We start from the raw sequence: 19159 nt of genomic DNA, 5'->3' as shown, positions 1-19159 counted from the left end.
TCGTCTACATTCCTTTCTCTTTCAAAAGCGCAATCTGGCCTGGCTCGCCGCACACCCGGCAGCGCTTGTCTGCTGCATCGTCGTCAATTGCTTTTGCCGGATAGGTGTCCGGCGCTGCCTCGAAGTCGTTTACGTAGTCGTCCAGCTCCTGCTCCACATGCTCCATGCAAGAAAACCGCACCGGAAATCCCGCCTCCAACTCCACCTTTTGTCCATCTATTTGAATGCTCTCCATCATTTTGCCTTTGTCCATGTCCATTGCCTCTTTTCCGCGCATTTTCATGTCGTTTCCTATTCTACCCCAGAACGCCCGCAAAACAAATCCATCTGCTTCGAACCGAGCTAAGCTGACTTGTCATCGTGGACGCTCCGTCACGTCATAACCTAGCCCGTAGCCCGCGCCAGAGCACTGGACTCCCAGCACCTCCTGAACCATAAATAAAGATGCACGGAAGAACGCGAAGATACCCCAGCACAAACATGTTAAACAGCAAAAAAAGAGAGCGCCGATCTCAGCTCGACGCTCTTCAATGAAGGGATCTATTTAAAAATAGATAGAGGGGGGAACATATATGCAAACGGGACAAATTCGTCCCGGAATTGCCACCAATGATTGCTCGTCTTGCGGGCTTTTCATGCCGCCACAAGCCACCAGCACCAACATACTGCCTTCCTGCCGCAACGCTTACACTCACACGGCCTGGCTTACATATGCCATCTGTCTGTCTCGCTTGAAAGAGGAACGGCATCCGGCTTACATCTACCATCCGTCTCTCCTCGCTTGAAAGAGGAACGGCATCAGCTTACATCTACCATCCGTCTGTCCTCGCTTGAAAAAGGAGCGGCATCCGGCATACGTAAGCCATCAGCCGCCATAGCAAGCGCGGGTCATTTCACGAGTCATTCCAATCGATGCTTTGCCTCTACTTACTGCGGTGTTTTCGTCAACTTAACTGTAGCTGTCTTCTTAACACCATCGCGATAGTAGGTAATGACCACCGAATCGCCTGGCTTTTTGTTCAAGGTCAAGAATTTGCGCAACTGGGCGCCATTCGAGATGTCCTTGTTGTCCAGTTTGACGATGACGTCGTATTGCTTCAGGCCGACTTGCCCTGCTGGCGAGAATTTGCCTACTTCGCCTTGAACCACTACCCCTGCCTGCACATCGTCCGGCAGATTCAGTGTTTCTTTCCAATGCACTCGCGGCACGTTTGTCAGGTCGAATGGCTGCACGCCGAGGTAAGCTCGCTCCAGCTTGCCTTTTTCCATCAGTTCGCTGACGATGACTTTTACATCATTGATTGGGAGGGCAAAGCCCAAGCCTTCCACGCCTTCTTTGGAAATCTTCAAGGTGTTGATTCCGATGACCTGGCCTTCGATATTGACCAGTGCGCCCCCGCTATTGCCCGGGTTGATCGCGGCATCCGTTTGCAAAACGTCCAGCTCCCAGTCGTCCTGGCCGTCTTCGTTAAAGTCCATTGGCATCGAGCGTTCCAGCGAGCTGATGATACCTTGCGTCACTGTGCGGGAAAACTTCATTCCCAGCGGGTTCCCGATCGCGATGGCCGGCTCGCCTACTTGCAGCGTGGAGGAATCCCCAAGCTCAGCTACTGTCGTTACTTTCGCTCCATCGATCTCCAGAACAGCCAAGTCAGCGTACGGGTCGGCACCCAAAACCTTCGCGTCTACCTTTTCACCAGTTGGCAAAGCAATTTGCAGCTTCTGCGCCTGATCGATTACGTGGTAGTTGGTGATGATGTGGGCTTTTCCGCCCTTTTTCTCGAAAATGACGCCAGAGCCTTCGCCCTGCTCGACATCTTGTGTATTGCTGAACCAGTTGGTTCGAGTTCGTCCGATATTAATCACGCCGACTACTGCGTTCTCCACTTTTTTCACTGCGTTGACTGTACCCGTTTCCACCTTTACAGAGACAGGCTGGGCAAACAGGTTGGCTGCCGGGTTGCTCATGACATTCGTTGTCCCTGGCTTGACCATGTTGATATATCCGGAGTTGGAGAGAGTCGGCAGCATGAGCAGGACGACCATTCCCCCAATCACCGCTGACGTTACTGACGTCAGAACAGTACGACCGATTGAACCGCTTCGTTTTTTCCGCTCCACATGAGTCAAATCATCATAGTACCCCATGATTCACACTCTCCTTCTTCCTCTACTAATACTAGGGTTACAGGTTTGCGTTACTCCTATACACCTGTATCACAGGTTTGCATGTATGAGTTCTGGTTGACTGCTTCCTTTTGACACCCTTAGTATACGTCTTGGTTTCGGCAAAATCGCGTGAGAAATATGGAAAGGTTGTGGAATGCAAAAAGCCCTCGGAATATTTCACCGAGAGCCCGGATATGCTAGATTAGAAGCTTTTTACGACCCCATCCAATATGAAAGGGTTGATAGATATGAAAGAGGTACAGATCATCGCCAAGCTTGCCGATCTGCAAGAAACCGATTACCACAACACGCTTGTCCTGCACGCTCTCATCGATATCCTCGTTGCCAAAGGCTTGCTGACACATGACGAACTGACAGAAAAAGTGAACGAGCTGGATAGTCAACTGAGCTTTCAACTCGATACGATCGCCCAGCTTTCGAACGCCATCAGCCGTCGCCAAACCCAGACCAAACCGCTCCTATAGCTCTTCCAGCTTGGTCGGCCGATCAGGGTATGTATCGCGCAAATGCACATCGTTGCCGACCGCCAGACCTTTTTCCTCCAAAATGTTTTTCACCGTCAGTCTGGCGAGGTCGATCATGTTGTTCTCCTTGCTCAAGTGGGCCAAATACACTCGCTCTGCTCCCCCTGTGAGACAATCGATCAGGGCGTCGCCTGCCGCTTCATTGGACAAGTGGCCCACATCACTCAAAATGCGCCGCTTGATGCTCCACGGATATTGCGACATGCGCAGCAGCTCCACATCGTGGTTGGATTCAAATACGTACGCATCCGCACCGCGAATCGTCTCCTTGATCCGATCGCTGACATAGCCCAGGTCTGTTGCGACACTCAGCTTTTTTTTGCCATGGTAAAAGCAAAAGCCCATCGGCTCCGCCGCATCGTGCGAGATGCCAAACGATTCAATGCCCAAATCCTCAAGCTCTTGCTTCTCTCCTACGGCAAAGAGCCGCTTCTGGTCTTCCTTGATCGTGCCGATCTGCCCGTTCAGCTCTGCCCACGTTTTTTCATTGGCGTAAATCGGCAGATCGTATCGCCGCGCCATCACTCCGACCCCTTTGATATGGTCGACGTGCTCGTGCGTAACGAGAATCGCACTCAAATCGGCTGGATTGACGCCGATCGTCTGGAGCGCCGCCTCTGCCTGTTTGCCCGTAATCCCCACATCGATCAGCACGGAAACACGATCTGTCGCTACGTAAATGGCATTGCCTGTGCTCCCGCTTGCCAACACACTAAATCTCACCGAACATCCCTCTTCCCGTAACTTTCCCTGACAGTCTGTCTATATCTGCTACCTGTTCGTAACCATCGCGCGCTCCAGAGCACCTGTGAACGCATTGACAAAATGCTGCTTGCCGTCGTGAATGACTCGCCATACCGGAGCAAGCGCCTGAATGTCCGCGTCATATGAACCGTAATAGCCCAAGCTGACATTCTCGATCCGTTCTCCCGGCTGAATGATTTTCTTTTCCACCATCGACTGCAATGCTTTGTAGCCGGAGATGACCTGGCGCACGCCTTTTTGTTCCCGTACATGGAAAAAGGTTTGCCTGTATCCCAAAATCGTCCCGCTTTCCAAGTACACTTCCAAAGGGGCAATGTAGATCGGCATCTTTTCGTGAACTTGCCAGTACAGCAGACGTGATTGGTTCGACTGGTACGAATCCGGCCCGTACTGATCGGCGTACATCAGTTTTGGCCCGATCTGACGCAGCAACTCATTTGGCGTCAGCTGACCGCGAAGCTGAATCGGCGGATCAAGTCTTGCCGCAAGCGACATCTTTTCCACCGTAGCTTGAATCCCTGGTAAATCATGCAGGTTAATCGGATTAATCCCGACGTATTCAGCGTCCAAATAAGCCATCTCGGGCGTTTCCTGAGGCACTTCCGTGTCCAGGGAAATATTTTGCTGGTTGAGATACATCTCCATATTCCACTTCTCGCCCTGCGCCACTTCCTTGTCATTCCACAAGCTGATGCGCGTCACGTACACCTGGTAGCACAGAAACAGATCGAGCAGCAGGAAGGCCCAGATCAGAATGGTCTTGGTTCTACTCCAATCCATGCGTCTCTCCCCCTCCCTGCTTCACCCGTGCGAGAATATAGAGATTCCCCTGATTCGCCAGCTCAACGATCCAGGTTGGGATCAAGTCGACATAACCGTTTCCGATGACCGTTTGATAGGCGAGATACGCATTGGTGATTTGCTCCGTATCCGCCAGTTTTTTGTCCCTGATCAACTGATACAGCTCCGGTCCCGACAGGATGGTCTGCTCGCTGTTGCCAATATATTTGTCCAAATCGAGCAGAGAGCGATTCATTGTCACAACTTGTCCCGCTTCCGAAGTAATCTGGATCGTATCAATCTGAATCGGCACACTTGTGCTGACCAACGGATAGGCGCCCACATACTGCCGGAACGTAATCAGGTCCTTTTCATTGTAGCTTTTTTTGATCCGCTCAAAATGAAAGTCATCGAGCCATCCGAGATGCTTGTTGATAAAAGTAACTGCGCCTTGGACTTTTTCCTCGTCAGACAACTCTTGCGCCCGCTGCTGGTAAGCCGGGTCTGTAAAAGTAATCGCCTGCTGCTCTGCCCTCAACTGAATGGATCTGCTTCCGTCTGTAAAAATAACCGTCTTGTCCCGCTCCATGATTTGCCTCACCAGCGACTGGTCGATAAAATACGCTTCCATCAGACGATCGTTGGTGACTGGCACATAGCTGTAGCGGAATTGCTGCATGCGCGACTGATTTTTCGGCAAATAATACGTACTCCAAATCGGCGCTGGTCCTTCAATCGCTGTAAAAGTTCGCTCCGGTTTGACCACCTTCATGATTTGCTCCGGCATGGAGCTTCCGGAAGCCAGGTACGACTCTCGCAAATCTTTCGGACTGATCGACGTGCGGGAACGCATCATGCGGCCTTCCTCTGTGGAGAGAAATAGCGCATAGACGACATCCTCGTCTTTTTCGTAGTACAGCCAAATCCGGTCGATTCCTTTGATTTCGCGGTCATACTCGTCGCGAAACGTTACCAAGCGGCCAACAATCGACAAAGGAATCGTGCTGCGAAAGCGAACCTCGATCCCTAACTTTTCCCGGGCAATTTCCCCCCACTTGTCATTCGACAACGCATACGGAGAAAAATCGAGAAAAATCCACTTGGACATCTCACTCACGATCAAGCTGTACGGAGCATCTGTCGCTACTGCCCGCGTATGGCGTTCTTCCCCGTAATGAAAGACCACCGACTCCGGAGTGACCAGCTGCTCCAACGTCTTTTCCTTGACGGGCTTGGACTCTGTATATTGTGCAGGCTCGATAAATTGCAAATTGGGCTGGTTCGCCCACAGCATCGCTGTCAGGCAAAAGCTGGACACCACCAGCACGATAAGCAAGACGGTCTTGGCAGGCTCCAGCATCCGCTTCATCCCGCACTACCTCCTTGGGCAAATGGGACCCAGAACGTCACCGTCGTCCCCACGTTCCATTCGCTGGTAATCTCGATATCTGCGCCATGGGCCTGTACCAGTTCACGAGCGATAGCCAGTCCCAGACCAGTACCTCCCTGTCCCCGCGAGCGGGCTTTGTCCACCCGATAGAACCGTTCGAAAATCCGCTTCAAATCACGGGCAGGTATCCCGATCCCAGTGTCGCTGATGGAGATTTGCACACGGTTCAAGCTGCGGTTTTCTTTGGCAGAGAGCACGACCGTGCCGCCTTGGGACGTATACTTGATCGCATTGGACAACAAATTGTCCAGTACCTGATTGATCGCATCCAGGTCGATGTAAACAGGCGGGAGCTTGCTCGGCACATCAACGGCAAGCTGAACCTCCTGCTGCTCGCTGAAGATGGAAAAGCGATCCGCCGCATAGCGCAACAGTCGGCCGAGGTCCGCCTCCTTGCAATGCAGGCGCACACCTTGGGAGTCGAAGCGACTTAGCTGCAACAAGTCGTTGACCAGACGGATCATCCGCTCCGTCTCGGACATGGTGACTTTCAAGAAGCGATTGGACAGATCAGGCTCGTCCACCGCACCATCCAGCAAAGCTTCTACATAGCTTTTGATCGTCGTCAGTGGAGTGCGCAGCTCGTGCGATACGTTGGCGACGAACTCCCTGCGCTGTTGCTCCAGCCGCTGCTGCTCTGTCACGTCTGCCACTACTGCGATGATTCCGCCCTTTTTGCCGCTGTCGTGCTGCAACGGCGTAAACGTCACGCGCAAAATAACTTCTTCCTGATTGGGCAGGCGCATTTCAATGAAGAGCGGCTCCTCCTGGGCGTACAACGACATTTCGTCCTCAGGGGGAAGCCCCAGCAAATCAGCCAACGTTCTCTTTTTGCGCAGGACGTCAGCCATTCGCACTTGCAGCATCTCTTCCGCAGCGCGGTTGAACAAAATAATCTGATCGCTGCGGTTGGCGGCAATCACGCCATCTGTCATGTTGCTCAAAATACCGGCGAGCTTTTCCCGTTCTTCTTCCTGCTGCAAAATCGCTTCCTGCAACCGCAGCGTCATATGGTTGAAAGCCATCCCCAGTTGTCCGATCTCGTCGTCGCTGTACACGCGCACACTGCTGTTAAAATCACCATCGGCAACAAGCCTGGCCTGCTTCGTCATTTCCTTGATCGGCTTCGTAATGGTCCGGGCGAGCACCACGCCAAGCACCGCTGTGATGACGAGCGCAAACATCGTGCCCGTCGCCAAGATCCCGTTCATTTTGCGAATCGTCGTATAGGTTCCTTCCATGGAAGCCATCATGTAGACAGCGCCGTAGACAATCTGATCGCCTTTTACGGGCAGTACCAGCACTTTGACTCGCGCTCCGGTCCGCGGATCAATCCGCATCGATTCACTGCGCGTTCCGAGCAATGCCACCGTAACTTCCGGCTGCGAGGTGCGCTGGCCGATCGTGCTCTTGTCCTCTGTCGTGCTGACCACCGTTCCCGTCTGGTCAATGACTTGGACGTTGGCACCGTTTATTTTCACCAGGTTGTTGATGAGATTGTCGATGTCCTGGCGATTTTGCTCCACGCTCGGTTCTTTTCCGTCACGCGGCCGCAAATCGCTTTCCAGGAGACTCGCCAACAGACTCGCTTGAGCATTCAAAGCCTCTGAAAAGTTATTTATGTAATAGCTTTCCACTTCCCGAGCGAAATAAGCGCCGATGAACTGCATAGCAAGCAGGATCAGCAGCATGTAGATGACGACCATTTTCCACTGGATCGTTTTAAACAGCCGCCTCATCATCCAGGCGTGCCTCCCACTCCGGGATTGCGCATCGTGTAGCCCAAGCCGCGACGAGTGATAATGTACTTCGGCTGGCTAGGATCGTCCTCGATCTTTTCACGCAAGCGGCGAATCGTAACGTCCACTGTCCGCACATCGCCAAAATAGTCAAAGCCCCAAACAGACTGAAGCAGGTGCTCCCGCGTCATCACTTGTCCCTGGTGGCGGGCCAAGTACATCAGCAGCTCAAACTCGCGGTGAGTCAAATCCAGCAGCTCTCCCACTTTTTCCACCGTGTAGGAATTTAAATCGATCTCCAGCTCGTGTACCCGCAACAGATGCTGGCTGTCTTTCTCTTCGGCTTTCGGACGATTGCGGCGCAAGTGAGCCTTCACCCGTGCCACCAGCTCGCGCGTACTGAAAGGCTTCGTGACGTAATCGTCCGCCCCCAGCTCCAATCCAAGCACCTTGTCCAGCTCCGAGTCTTTGGCTGTCAGCATGATAATCGGGATATCATGTGTTTGACGGACAGCGCGGCATACATCCATCCCGTCCCTGCCAGGCAGCATGACATCCAGCAAAATCAGGTCCGGTCTCTCATCCTGCACGACAACGAGCGCTTCATCGCCATCGTAGGCGCACACGACCTGGTACCCTTCTTTTTCAAAAGTGAACTTCAATATATCTGCAATCGGCTTTTCATCATCTACCACGAGGAGTTTTGCCATCCCGCTCCCTCCTTTTCCTTATAACAATTCCACTTCGCACATCGCTATTCCTCTACAATACACCATGTCCGGGCTGCATAGAAACCCCTGCCAGACACTCCCTGCCCTTGTATGCAAAAACATCCTGATACGACAAAAAGGGCTCCTCCAAAGAGTCGCCCTTCTTCATCCAAAAATTACATGTCTATTTTAAGTAACGAATCGGGTTTTGAACTCGTCCATTTTGATGAACCTCAAAATGAAGATGGACACCTGTGGAGTCTCCTGTCGAACCCTTAACGCCAATTTTCTTTCCTTGTTCAACAACATCGCCGACTTTTACGCTGATCGTGTTCAAGTGACCGTACAGCGTCTCCATGCCATTGCCGTGGTCGATGATGATTGCTTTTCCGTAATCGCCGTCCCAGCCCGCGAATTTTACGCGGCCGTTGTCTGCCGCCATGACAGACCCTTGTCCGGCAATATCAATTCCTTTATGCAGTCTGCCCCAACGAGAACCGAAGCCACTGCTCACATATCCGCTGGCTGGCCAGCTCAAACGGCCTGTCCCGCGGGAAGGAATCACTTTTGTTCCGCGTTCCATGATCTTTGCTACAGGCTGTGCAACTACATCTTGTTTGATAACTTTGCGATCGACAACTTGTCCATTTTCTTTCACTACTTCGTATTGAACGAGCTTCGTACCGTTTTTACCTTCTTGAATAACCTTTGTTTCCCCTTTGGGAAGCTTCTCGTTGTTATTGATCTGCGTAGAGAACGCGATCATCTCTTGCTGGGATACTTCTTCCTTTACTCGCACGGTAACCAACGGACGAATCGCTGTCACATTGATTTCCTGACCGAGCTGCAAAAGTGTATTTTCCGTAATGCCCGGGTTGTTGGCATAGATGTCTTTTGAAGTAATGCCGTATTTTTTGGCGATGCAGCCGATGCAATCTCCTTCAACTACGGTGTGTTTCAAATCTTTGAAAGAGCCTTTGACCAAAAGTTCTTCCACTTTTTCGGCAGGCAAAATTTGAGCTGCAGCTACTGGTTCGGTCTGCAACTCTACGTTTTCTTTGAATGTTACTTCTTTTACCGGGTTTGCTTTCACTTCAGACATGGAAGCTGCTGCTACTGCCGCTTGCTTGCCAGTCAAGGCTGGAACGCCGGAATATTTTTGCTTCACGTCAGCCAGCACTTTGTCAGCTGATTCTTGATCAGGCAAGTAACCGACTACTTTTCCGTCAATGATCAGCTTCACTGCCTGAACTTTGATGTCTGCGATCGAAGCAAGTGCTTTGACAGCTGCATCGTTGTCGTAAGATGCTTTAAATTCACGCTCTTCCTGGAATGTTACATAATCAGCGAGCGTCAGGTTCAGACCTTTTTTTGCTTTTTCCTCTTCCAGCTTCGCTGTCGTCCAGTCATGAATGACTTTCGGGTCGTTCACCACACCGATTTCCTGTCCGTTGACGATGACATGATAAACGGATGTGACATTGCTCGTGTAGTAATATTGTGCAGAAGCTCCCGCTGCCACCGTAACGACCAATCCCGCTGCGATGGAAAGTGTCTGCTTTTTATGTTCTTGGATGTACGAGCTTGTACGTTTCATTGCGCGTTTCGCCAGATCGCTGCAATCTCGAACGATACGTTCTGACCGTTCTTGCAGCTTGGCCGTCCACTCAGACCATTGCATAACTTGTCCCTCCTGAAAACAGATACAACTATCTCGTTCCATTTCCGAAAATTTTAAAAATACCGACTAGGTCATATATCCCAAAATTTAGTTTCCAATTATCTGCCAAAATGCCCAAAGAAACCAACTATGTCGACTTTACCATAAGTTTCACGACAACATCAAGTGTAAATTGCTGTCGAATAAAAATTATGACGAGCGAATATTCACCAGATGGACAAACATTTGGGGGATATTTTCATTACTGGGAGAGCAATAGCCTGAGGCAAACAATAAACAGCCATCTTTCCTGATCGTACGGAAAGATGGCTTATTTCGTCGCGGACATCCAGACTTACACTTCTTGCATCGATGTTACATCTTTGAGTGCGAGTCTGCGAATCGTTGTCTTTTCAGCGTCATTTTGCTGCTTGTAAGTGGTGATGAAGCAAAGGTAACCGTTGTTGAAATGTGTCATGGTTCCTTTGATCACGACGCCGTTGATCATCTTCACCTGTACGTTTTTCCCAAGCAGCTTCTTGGCTTTTTGATCAAATCCCATCATCACGATCACCTCTCCATTTCTCCTTATGTCTAACCTTATGCCCAGAGGGTGTCGTTTCTTGTCTGTCCGTAAAAAAAGGAAAAGCTGCCGAATCATCGACAGCTTTTCTTATCGCCTCTCAGCACATGTACTGGCGAGGACGTATGCTATTGACGTGATGCTTATCCCCAAATGCCGCGTACAACAACGGTTTGCTCGCGATCTGGTCCTACGGAGAAGATCGACATTGGAATACCAGTCAATTGGGTGATGCGCTCAATGTAGTGACGAGCGTTTTCTGGCAGGTCGTTCAGGTTGCGAACACCTGTGATGTCTTCTGTCCAGCCTGGCAGTTCCTCGTAAACCGGCTCGCATTTTGCCAACAGGTTGAGGTTTGCAGGGAACGATTCGATGATTTCGCCGTTGTATTTGTACGCTGTGCAAATGCGCAGAGTCTCAATACCGGACAAAGTATCCAGCTTGGTGATCGCCAAGCCAGTAATACCGCTCACGCGACGAGCGTGGCGAACGACTACGCTGTCAAACCAGCCTACGCGGCGCGGACGACCAGTTGTGGTGCCGTATTCGAAGCCAACTTCGCGAATGTGATCGCCAGTAGCGTCAGTCAGCTCAGTCAGGAACGGACCGTCACCTACGCGCGTGGTGTATGCTTTTGCTACACCGATTACTTGGTTGATCTTGGTTGGTCCCACACCGGAACCGATTGTCACTCCACCTGCAATCGGATTGGAGGACGTTACGTACGGATACGTGCCTTGGTCGATATCGAGCAATACCCCTTGTGCGCCTTCAAAAAGAACGCGGTTGCCGTTATCGATAGAGTCGTTCAGTACAACAGAAGTATCAGCTACGTATGGACGAATGATTTCAGCCAGAGCGAGGTACTCATCCAGCACTTCTTGCAGTTCGAAACCAGTTGTATTGTACAGCTTTTCCAGCAGCATGTTTTTCTCTGCCAGGTTGCGCTCCAGTTTGCGAGCAAACTCTTCACGATCGAGCAAGTCAGCGATACGGATACCGATGCGAGCTGCCTTGTCCATGTATGCCGGGCCAATCCCTTTGCGGGTTGTACCGATTTTGTTAGCTCCGCGGCTATCTTCTTCCACGCCATCCAGCTTGATGTGGTATGGCATGATGACATGCGCACGATCACTGATTTTCAGGTTTTTCGTAGAGAATCCGAAGCTGTGAATGTACTCCAGTTCTTTTACCAATGCCTTCGGATCGATTACCATGCCGTTTCCGATTACGCAGGTCTTGTCAGTATAGAAAATTCCGGATGGAATCAGGTGCAGCTTATATTTGTTACCATCAAAAATAATGGTATGGCCTGCATTGTTACCACCTTGGTAACGAGCTACTACTTCTGCGCTTTCAGCCAAATAGTCTGTAATTTTACCTTTACCTTCATCGCCCCACTGGGTTCCGACGACAACGACTGTTGACATCGAAAAACACCTCCTGATATCATCATGTCCTTTTGGGCCTGAAACAATCTAAGTGTACTAAACCATTTCTTGCATGTCAACGGAAAATACGAACATTTAAATAGTGGAAAGATTATATGTTCGGCAATTCAATTTAGAAAACTTGGCCTTGTCAATCTTTTTGGCCAAGAAAAAAAGCCGGAATTTACTCCGGCTTCGGTTTTTCTCTTTCTTCTATTACCCTGCCTGGTTTCGGAAGCGCTGATCCAGGCTGACGAATTTGTTAAATTCTTTGAGGAACGCCAACTCAACTGTTCCGGTAGGGCCGTTACGCTGTTTGGCAATGATGACTTCAATCACGTTTTTGTTTTCCGATTCTTTGTCGTAGTAGTCATCACGGTACAAAAACGCTACGATGTCGGCGTCCTGCTCAATCGAACCGGACTCACGAATGTCAGACATCATCGGACGCTTGTCCTGCCGTTGCTCTACACCCCGGCTGAGCTGAGACAGGGCGATCACGGGCACATTCAGCTCACGAGCAATCCCTTTGAGCGTACGGGAAATCTCCGATACTTCCTGCTGACGGTTGTCGCCTTTGCCTCGACCATGAATCAGCTGCAAGTAGTCGATGAGAATCATGCCAAGGCCGCGCTCTGCTTGCAGACGGCGGCATTTTGCCCGGATGTCCTGAACGGTTACCCCTGGCGTATCGTCGATAAAAATCGGCGCTTTCGCCAGTGTCCCAATCGCCATCGTCAGCTTCTGCCAATCATCTTCCTCCAACGTCCCGGAACGCATGCGCGAAGCGTCCAGATTGCCCTCCGCACAGATCATACGCTGTACCAGCTGGGAAGCACCCATCTCCAGCGAGAAGATGGCGACTGTCTCTCCAGCTCGTGCAGCTACATTTTGTGCGACATTCAAGGCAAAAGCCGTTTTCCCTACAGAAGGACGCGCCGCCAAAATGATCAGGTCGCTGCGCTGAAATCCTGCGGTCATTTTATCCAAATCGGTGTATCCCGATGGAATACCCGTAATGTCTCCGCGGCGTTGACTCAAAAACTCGATCCGCTCATACGTTTCCAACAGGGCATCACGAATGGGTGTAAAACCGCCACTGTTGCGATTTTGCCCGATTTCCATGATGTACTTCTCGGCATCCGCGATGATCTCTGTTACATCGTCTTCGCGGGAGTAGCCGTCGTTGGCGATCTTGGTTGCCGTATGAATCAATCGTCTCAGCAAAGCTTTTTCTTCAACGATTTTGGCATAGTATTCGATATTCGCTGCTGTCGGAACGGAACTGGCGATTTCCGTCAAATACGTTACGCCGCCAACTTCGTCCAACAGCTTGTGGTCCTGCAAATCTGCGGTTACGGTAACCAGGTCGACTGGCTCGCCCTTCTCGTACAGGTCCACCATCGTTTGAAAAATACGCTGATGCGCTGTCTTATAAAAATCCTCCGGACGGAGAATCTCGATAGCCGTGATTAAAGCTTCCTTAGACAAGAACACGGCACCGAGTACCGATTGTTCCGCTTCCTTGTTTTGCGGCGGGACACGATCCAAAAACAGGTCGCTCACGTCACACCCTCCAAGTTTGCGTCATTATTCTTCCACCACGTGAACTTTGAGTGTCGCCGTTACTTCATTGTGCAGCTTCACTTTGATTTGGGTTACGCCAAGCGAACGAATCGCATCCATCTCCAGCTTGCGTTTGTCCAGCTTGATTTTGAACTGCTCTTCCAGCGCTTGTGCGACTTGCTTGCTGGAAATCGCTCCGAACAGTCGTCCACCCTCGCCAGCTTTTCCTGCTACTTTCACTGTCAGCTCGCCCAGCTTCACGCCAAGTTCTTGCGCTTCCAGTTTTTCCTGCTCCTTACGTTTCTCTTCGCTGCGCTTTTGAGCGTCCAATGTTTTCACGTTGCTATCTGTCGCTTCCTTTGCCAGTTTGCGCGGCAGCAGGAAGTTGCGTACGTAGCCTTCAGACAAATCTTTAATCTCGCCTTTTTTACCTTGGCCTTTTACATCTTGAAGAAAAATGACTCTCATCATCGTTTCCCCCTTTTCATATTGGCCTACACGACCGAATCAATCGCTTCTTTCAAACGTCGGGTCGCTTCCTTGACGGAAATGCCCTGGATTTGGGTGGCGGCCCCTGTCAGGTGTCCGCCCCCGCCAAGCAGCTCCATGATCGACTGTACATTGATGTCGCCCAAAGAACGACCGCTAATGACAATCGTATCATCGCCTCGCTCGGCAACGACAAAAGATGCCTGGATGCCAGAAAGTGTGAGCAGCTGTTCCGCTGCCTGTGCGACCTGGACTTGCGTATAGTTCTCGGCAGGATCACCCATGGCAATCGCCATGTTGTCTCTGTAGGTCTCTGTATTCATAATGATGCGAGCCCGTTTCACGTACTGGCTCAAATCTTCCTTCAGCAAACGTTGAACAGCAGCCGTATCGGCACCGTTCCGTCTCAGGAAAGACGCTGCTTCAAAAGTACGCGAACCCGTACGGAAGGCAAAGCTTTTCGTATCGACGACGATCCCTGCCAGCAGTGCCGTAGCGATCAGATTGTCAATATTCAAGCGCTCGCTCTGGTATTGTAAAAGCTCCGTAACCAACTCTGATGTCGAAGAAGCATACGGCTCAAGGTACAGAAGTACCGGCTCGATAAACTCTTCCGAACGTCGATGGTGGTCAATGACGACGATCCGGCTTGTCTCACCAAGCAGTTTCGGCTCAATGACCAAAGACGGACGATGCGTATCGACAACCACGAGCAGCGTTCTGCCCGTTACCAGTCTGATCGCCTGCTCCGGAGTGATGAATGTTTCTGCCAATTCTTCATTGGCGTAAATCTCCCGCATCAGTCGTTCTACAGAATTGTTGCCTTCATCCATGACGATATAAGCTGCCTTGTTGTGCAATTGCACAGCCTTCAGCACACCGAGAGAAGCACCGATGGAATCCATGTCCGGCTGCTTGTGGCCCATTACGATCACATGCTCAGCCTCGTGGATCAAATCACGCAACGCATGGGCAATCACCCGTGCGCGAACGCGCGTCCGTTTTTCCACGGCATTCGATTTTCCTCCGTAGAAGGTGAGCTTGTTGCCAATCTTGATCGCGCACTGGTCTCCTCCGCGGCCAAGGGCAATATCCAAGCTCGATTGGGCCATTTGCCCCAGCTCGATGTACGTAGTTGCAGCCGCTCCCACCCCGATACTGAGCGTAATCGGAATTTTGTTGTCGGCTGTCATTTCCCGCACCACATCGAGAATGTCAAAACGTGTTTCTTCTAATTTATCAAGTGCTTCCCGTTCCATCAGCGCCAAAAATTTGTCAGCCGTGATTCGGCGAAGGTATATGCCATGTTTGTTGGCCCACTCTGTAATCACGCCAGCCACACTCGTCGACAGCAGCGTGCGGCTCTGATCGTCCATGACTTGTCCAACCTCGTCCAGATTGTCGAGGTGAATAATCGCCAGAGCAGCCTTTTCTCGATGGTAACGCGTCGTTAATTCTTTAAAGTCCGTAATGTCCTTGAAATACAAAAGACGCTCATCGGACCGAACCATGACCTCGTATACCCGCTCATTATAAGTAAATTCCAGCCGTTTTTGTTCCGGCTTCCACACGAGTTGGGGAAATACCTCTTGAAGGCTTTTCCCGATCATCGACTCATCCCCGGACATATGTGTCATGAACGGGTTGACCCACTCGATTGCCTTTTCCTCGTTGTATAGGAGTATTCCGATCGGCAGCTCCTGAATAACGCCTTCTCCGGCCTTTTTCACCCGGTGTGTAACCGTCGCCAAATACAGGCGCAAGTCCCGCTGGAATCCTTTTTCCGCTTGAAGGGCGTATAGAATCAGGCCAATCAAGCAGATAATGCCGATCGCCCCGTACATCCAATGGTGCAGGGTCAAAATCCCCAACAACAGCAAGCTAAAGCTGAGTGCCAGGACCATATGCATCCCGTACCAACGCTTTAACAGGAATTTGGGCATTTCCTCAGCCCCTCTTCACTCTTGTTTCCAGTTTTTCACGCAAACGAAGCCCTAAGTCAAATATCCCTACCAGACTAAGTATAGTGCTTAAGAACGGAAAAATAAATAGACAGACAACAAGCACTGGAGTCAATCTCTTCCACCCGTACAAGTACGCGGCAAACAGGCAGAAGCTCAAGCCTTGAAGCGTAAAAATCGCATCCAGCATGACTTTTACGTTCATGATTGCGGTTTCCCAGAACGTTCCCTGCATACTGGCGCCGAAGACCAGAATACTGATCATGGCGATAAAATAGTAGTACATCAAAGATCTCGGGAAGCTCCATTCCCGGATCGGCTTGAGCAGCGGAATCGGCTTTTTAATCCGTCTTCCAATCAGGCCAGCCAGACCATGGGTAATGGCGCTGGAAATAAAGCTGAACATCACGATGCTCGTAGGCAACACCATCTTGACCAAAGCCAGCATCTGATCAAACTGTTCCTTGGTCACAAAGGAAGGGCGCATGCGGGCGGTTTCTTCCAGCATGTGCTGAAAGCTGAAGTTCATCCCGTACGCCATAAAAGCCAGTCCAAAAACGGTACTGAGGAAAACAACCGCCGCTCCGGCCACAATCGCGGGAAGCGCCTTTCCTCTTTTCGCATAAACAATCCCCATGGCAGAACCCCAGACCGCGCCCATCAATGCGATCGTGGCGGCAATCGGCCCTGCGAGAATCCACCCAAGGAAGGTGTATACGACTGAAATCCACACCATGTTGGACACGCTTCGGCTTACGGCCAGAAAAATAAAAGGCAGCGGCAAAAGGAAACTGACCAGTGATCCCAGCACGGTATATGTACTGAGGAACAACAGCACCAGTGCAATACCCAGCATCAGGGCATTTTCAGCCAATTGCTTTGTTTTGGAAGGCATGTCAGCACCTCGTTTGAGATTAGCAAAAAATATGGAAAAAAGAGGGCCACGCAATTGTGTCCCCCTTTTTATCACTTGTGTAAATTATTCAGCCGTGTAAGGCAGCAATGCTACTTGACGAGCGCGTTTGATCGCGATTGTCAGAGCACGTTGATACTTCGCAGAAGTACCAGTTACACGACGTGGCAAGATTTTGCCGCGTTCGCTGATGAATTTTTTGAGCAAGTCTACATCTTTATAATCGATGTGCTTGATTTTGTTCACTTTAAAGAAGCATACTTTACGACGCTTATTAGGACGTCCTTTGCGTGCCATGATAGTCCCTCCTTCTTAGGAATGTGAAAGTTGTACGATTCTTAGAACGGCAAGTCATCATCAGAGATGTTGATCGGCTTGCCTGCACTCGCGAAGGGATCACCAAACGGATCAAAGTCATTGTTTCTCTGACCGGATGGCTTGTTACCGCCACCAAAGCCCGGTCCTGGATCGTATCCTGCGTTATCTCCGCCGCCTTCATTGCCTCGTCCGCCCAAAAATTGAACGTTTTCAGCAACGACTTCCGTTACGTATACGCGTTTTCCTTCTTTATTATCGTAGGAACGCGTCTGAAGGCGCCCTTCGATGGCAGCTTGTCTTCCTTTGCGCAAGTAGCTTGCACAAAGATCGGCAAGTTTTTGCCAAGCGACAATATTAATGAAATCGGCTTCTCTCTCACCCGCCTGGTTAGTGCGAGGACGATTGATAGCCACGGTAAAAGTAGCAACGGCAACGCCATTTGGCGTGTAGCGAAGTTCAGGATCTTTCGTCAGGTTGCCGATGAGAATAACTTTATTCATCTTGGTTCCCCCTCTGACCGCGACAATGATTACTTCTCATCACGAACAAACATGAAGCGGATTACGTCGTCGTTGATTTTCATCAAACGCTCTGCTTCCGCAACAGCATCGGAGTTCGCTTTGAAGTTCATCAGAACGTAGTAACCTTCACGGAACTTATTGATCTCGTACGCAAGACGACGTTTACCCATTTCTTGAAGCTTAGAGATTTCGCCACCGTAGTTAGTCACAACTTCGCTGTAACGAGCTACATTGGATTTTACTTTCTCTTCTTCAAGGTCTGGACGCAATACATACATAACTTCGTATTGACGCATACCTTTTCACCTCCTTATGGACTTTGCGGCCCTGTTCGGGCAAGGAGCGAGTGCTAAAACGAAACGCATAACATGCACTCCATAAATACTCGCATTATCGTATTATAGCAAAATGCCTATGGCGAATCAACTATTTCGTACTAAACATTAAAGCGGAAATGCATGACATCTCCATCGGCAACAACGTACTCTTTCCCTTCAAGACGGTACTTTCCGCGCTCTCTCGCTGCCGCAACCGAACCAGCATCTACCAGATCGTTGTAGGCAATCACTTCTGCGCGAATAAAGCCGCGCTCGAAATCGGTATGAATTACGCCAGCCGCTCCTGGAGCTTTTGTGCCCTGGCGAATGGTCCATGCGCGAACTTCCTGTACCCCTGCGGTAAAGTAGGTAACCAAACCGAGCAATTTGTAGGCAGCGCGAATCAGACGGTCCAGACCGGACTCAGCCAAACCCAGCTCCTCCAGGAACATTTCTTTGTCTTCGCCTTCCAGCTCGGCGATTTCCGCCTCGACTTTGGCACTGATGACAACTACTTCTGCCCCTTCATTTGCCGCATGCTCGCGAACCGCTTGCACGTGCGGATTGGTGTCTGCGTCGTTGATGCCGTCTTCCGCTACGTTGCACACGTACAGCATCGGCTTGATTGTCAAAAGGTGCAGGTCGCGAATCCATTTGCGCTCTTCATCGTCAAGCTCTACGCTGCGTGCAGACTGACCTTCTTCGAAAGCAGCCTTCAGCTTTTCCAGCACGTCCAGTTCTTGCTTGGATTCTTTGTCACCGGATTTCACCTTGCGCGCGATGCGGTCGATCCGACGGTCAACGGAGTCCAGATCGGCAAAAATCAGTTCCAGATTGATCGTCTCGATATCGCTCAGGGGATCGACACGGCCTGCCACGTGCGTAATATTTTCATCCTCGAAGCAGCGAACCACGTGTGCGATCGCATCTACTTCACGGATGTGTCCGAGAAACTGGTTGCCGAGTCCTTCGCCTTTGCTCGCGCCTTTTACCAGACCGGCAATGTCCACGAACTCAAATGCAGTCGGAACGACTTTATTCGGAACCACGATCTCGGTCAGCTTGGTCAGACGCGGATCTGGAACTTCTACGATCCCCACGTTCGGGTCAATCGTACAGAACGGGTAGTTCGCCGACTCAGCGCCCGCTTGTGTAATGGCATTAAACAGTGTCGATTTCCCTACGTTGGGGAGACCAACAATCCCGCAAGATGCACCCATCTATATACACTCCCTTGTCATCA

The 19159-nt window shown here is 50.7% G+C and carries 20 protein-coding genes; 2 read left to right on the top strand and 18 right to left on the bottom strand.

Annotated features, from left to right (window positions below; genetic code table 11):
- Positions 1-4 precede the first annotated feature (4 nt).
- Positions 5-253, bottom strand: a complete 249-nt coding sequence (locus IRJ17_RS04705) for a CxxH/CxxC protein (protein WP_242773407.1) — start codon at positions 251-253, stop codon at positions 5-7.
- Between the two features lie 319 nt (positions 254-572).
- On the opposite strand from IRJ17_RS04705, the gene IRJ17_RS04700 reads away from it, so the two are divergent.
- Positions 573-785 (top strand): hypothetical protein, encoded by a 213-nt coding sequence (locus IRJ17_RS04700; RefSeq protein ID WP_173597203.1) that lies wholly within the window; start codon positions 573-575, stop codon positions 783-785.
- A 142-nt stretch (positions 786-927) separates the two neighbouring features.
- Here the strand turns inward: IRJ17_RS04700 and IRJ17_RS04695 are convergent, their stop codons facing one another.
- Positions 928-2148 carry a S1C family serine protease gene (locus IRJ17_RS04695; protein ID WP_122962257.1) on the bottom strand — a complete coding sequence of 407 codons (1221 nt, stop codon included), beginning with the start codon at positions 2146-2148 and terminating at the stop codon, positions 928-930.
- A gap of 269 nt (positions 2149-2417) precedes the next feature.
- Between IRJ17_RS04695 and IRJ17_RS04690 the strand changes: the two genes are divergently transcribed.
- On the top strand, positions 2418-2654 hold the full coding sequence (locus IRJ17_RS04690) for a hypothetical protein (RefSeq protein ID WP_173597202.1): 237 nt from the start codon (positions 2418-2420) through the stop codon (positions 2652-2654).
- Here the strand turns inward: IRJ17_RS04690 and IRJ17_RS04685 are convergent.
- From IRJ17_RS04685 to ychF, 16 genes are all read right to left on the bottom strand, one after another.
- Positions 2649-3437 carry an MBL fold metallo-hydrolase gene (locus tag IRJ17_RS04685; protein ID WP_063231647.1) on the bottom strand — a complete coding sequence of 263 codons (789 nt, stop codon included), beginning with the start codon at positions 3435-3437 and terminating at the stop codon, positions 2649-2651. The two genes, IRJ17_RS04690 and IRJ17_RS04685, sit on opposite strands and share 6 nt — an antisense overlap.
- A gap of 48 nt (positions 3438-3485) precedes the next feature.
- Positions 3486-4259, bottom strand: coding sequence for a two-component system regulatory protein YycI (locus IRJ17_RS04680; RefSeq protein WP_122962254.1), 774 nt, complete (start codon positions 4257-4259; stop codon positions 3486-3488).
- The gene (locus IRJ17_RS04675) at positions 4246-5628 is read right to left on the bottom strand and encodes a YycH family regulatory protein (protein WP_242773404.1); all 1383 of its coding nucleotides are present in this window, start codon (positions 5626-5628) and stop codon (positions 4246-4248) included. Before IRJ17_RS04675 ends, IRJ17_RS04680 begins: the two co-directional genes overlap by 14 nt.
- Positions 5625-7448 (bottom strand): cell wall metabolism sensor histidine kinase WalK, encoded by a 1824-nt coding sequence (walK, locus tag IRJ17_RS04670; protein WP_122962398.1) that lies wholly within the window; start codon positions 7446-7448, stop codon positions 5625-5627. The genes IRJ17_RS04675 and walK overlap by 4 nt, the downstream gene beginning before the upstream one ends.
- Entirely contained in the window at positions 7448-8158 is a 711-nt protein-coding gene (gene yycF / locus IRJ17_RS04665; RefSeq protein ID WP_122962252.1) for a response regulator YycF, read from the bottom strand. The genes walK and yycF overlap by 1 nt, the downstream gene beginning before the upstream one ends.
- A gap of 184 nt (positions 8159-8342) precedes the next feature.
- A complete protein-coding gene (locus IRJ17_RS04660) occupies positions 8343-9839 on the bottom strand; it encodes a M23 family metallopeptidase (RefSeq protein ID WP_122962251.1) in 1497 nt (498 codons plus the stop codon).
- A gap of 334 nt (positions 9840-10173) precedes the next feature.
- A complete protein-coding gene (locus IRJ17_RS04655) occupies positions 10174-10383 on the bottom strand; it encodes a hypothetical protein (RefSeq protein WP_007780462.1) in 210 nt (69 codons plus the stop codon).
- Between the two features lie 161 nt (positions 10384-10544).
- Entirely contained in the window at positions 10545-11831 is a 1287-nt protein-coding gene (locus tag IRJ17_RS04650) for an adenylosuccinate synthase (RefSeq protein WP_122962250.1), read from the bottom strand.
- Positions 11832-12047: 216 nt separating this feature from the next.
- Positions 12048-13397, bottom strand: a complete 1350-nt coding sequence (gene dnaB, locus IRJ17_RS04645) for a replicative DNA helicase (protein WP_122962249.1) — start codon at positions 13395-13397, stop codon at positions 12048-12050.
- A gap of 24 nt (positions 13398-13421) precedes the next feature.
- Positions 13422-13865 carry a 50S ribosomal protein L9 gene (gene rplI, locus IRJ17_RS04640; RefSeq protein WP_122962248.1) on the bottom strand — a complete coding sequence of 148 codons (444 nt, stop codon included), beginning with the start codon at positions 13863-13865 and terminating at the stop codon, positions 13422-13424.
- A 26-nt stretch (positions 13866-13891) separates the two neighbouring features.
- On the bottom strand, positions 13892-15829 hold the full coding sequence (locus IRJ17_RS04635) for a DHH family phosphoesterase (RefSeq protein ID WP_063231664.1): 1938 nt from the start codon (positions 15827-15829) through the stop codon (positions 13892-13894).
- A 4-nt stretch (positions 15830-15833) separates the two neighbouring features.
- Entirely contained in the window at positions 15834-16742 is a 909-nt protein-coding gene (locus tag IRJ17_RS04630) for a DUF2232 domain-containing protein (RefSeq protein WP_217021980.1), read from the bottom strand.
- Between the two features lie 84 nt (positions 16743-16826).
- Positions 16827-17057 (bottom strand): 30S ribosomal protein S18, encoded by a 231-nt coding sequence (rpsR, locus tag IRJ17_RS04625; RefSeq protein WP_005831740.1) that lies wholly within the window; start codon positions 17055-17057, stop codon positions 16827-16829.
- Between the two features lie 41 nt (positions 17058-17098).
- Positions 17099-17578: a single-stranded DNA-binding protein gene (locus tag IRJ17_RS04620; RefSeq protein ID WP_063231668.1), complete on the bottom strand. Its 480-nt coding sequence runs from the start codon at positions 17576-17578 to the stop codon at positions 17099-17101.
- A gap of 29 nt (positions 17579-17607) precedes the next feature.
- The gene (gene rpsF / locus IRJ17_RS04615; protein WP_047070274.1) at positions 17608-17895 is read right to left on the bottom strand and encodes a 30S ribosomal protein S6; all 288 of its coding nucleotides are present in this window, start codon (positions 17893-17895) and stop codon (positions 17608-17610) included.
- Positions 17896-18035: 140 nt separating this feature from the next.
- The gene (ychF, locus tag IRJ17_RS04610) at positions 18036-19136 is read right to left on the bottom strand and encodes a redox-regulated ATPase YchF (protein ID WP_122962245.1); all 1101 of its coding nucleotides are present in this window, start codon (positions 19134-19136) and stop codon (positions 18036-18038) included.
- Positions 19137-19159: the final 23 nt, after the last annotated feature.

It is taken from the genome of Brevibacillus parabrevis, from assembly GCF_022701015.1.
Taxonomy (GTDB): Bacteria; Bacillota; Bacilli; order Brevibacillales; family Brevibacillaceae; genus Brevibacillus; species Brevibacillus parabrevis.
The sequence above is the reverse complement of the archived record's forward strand: the minus strand, read 5'-3'. Positions and strand labels throughout refer to the sequence as shown.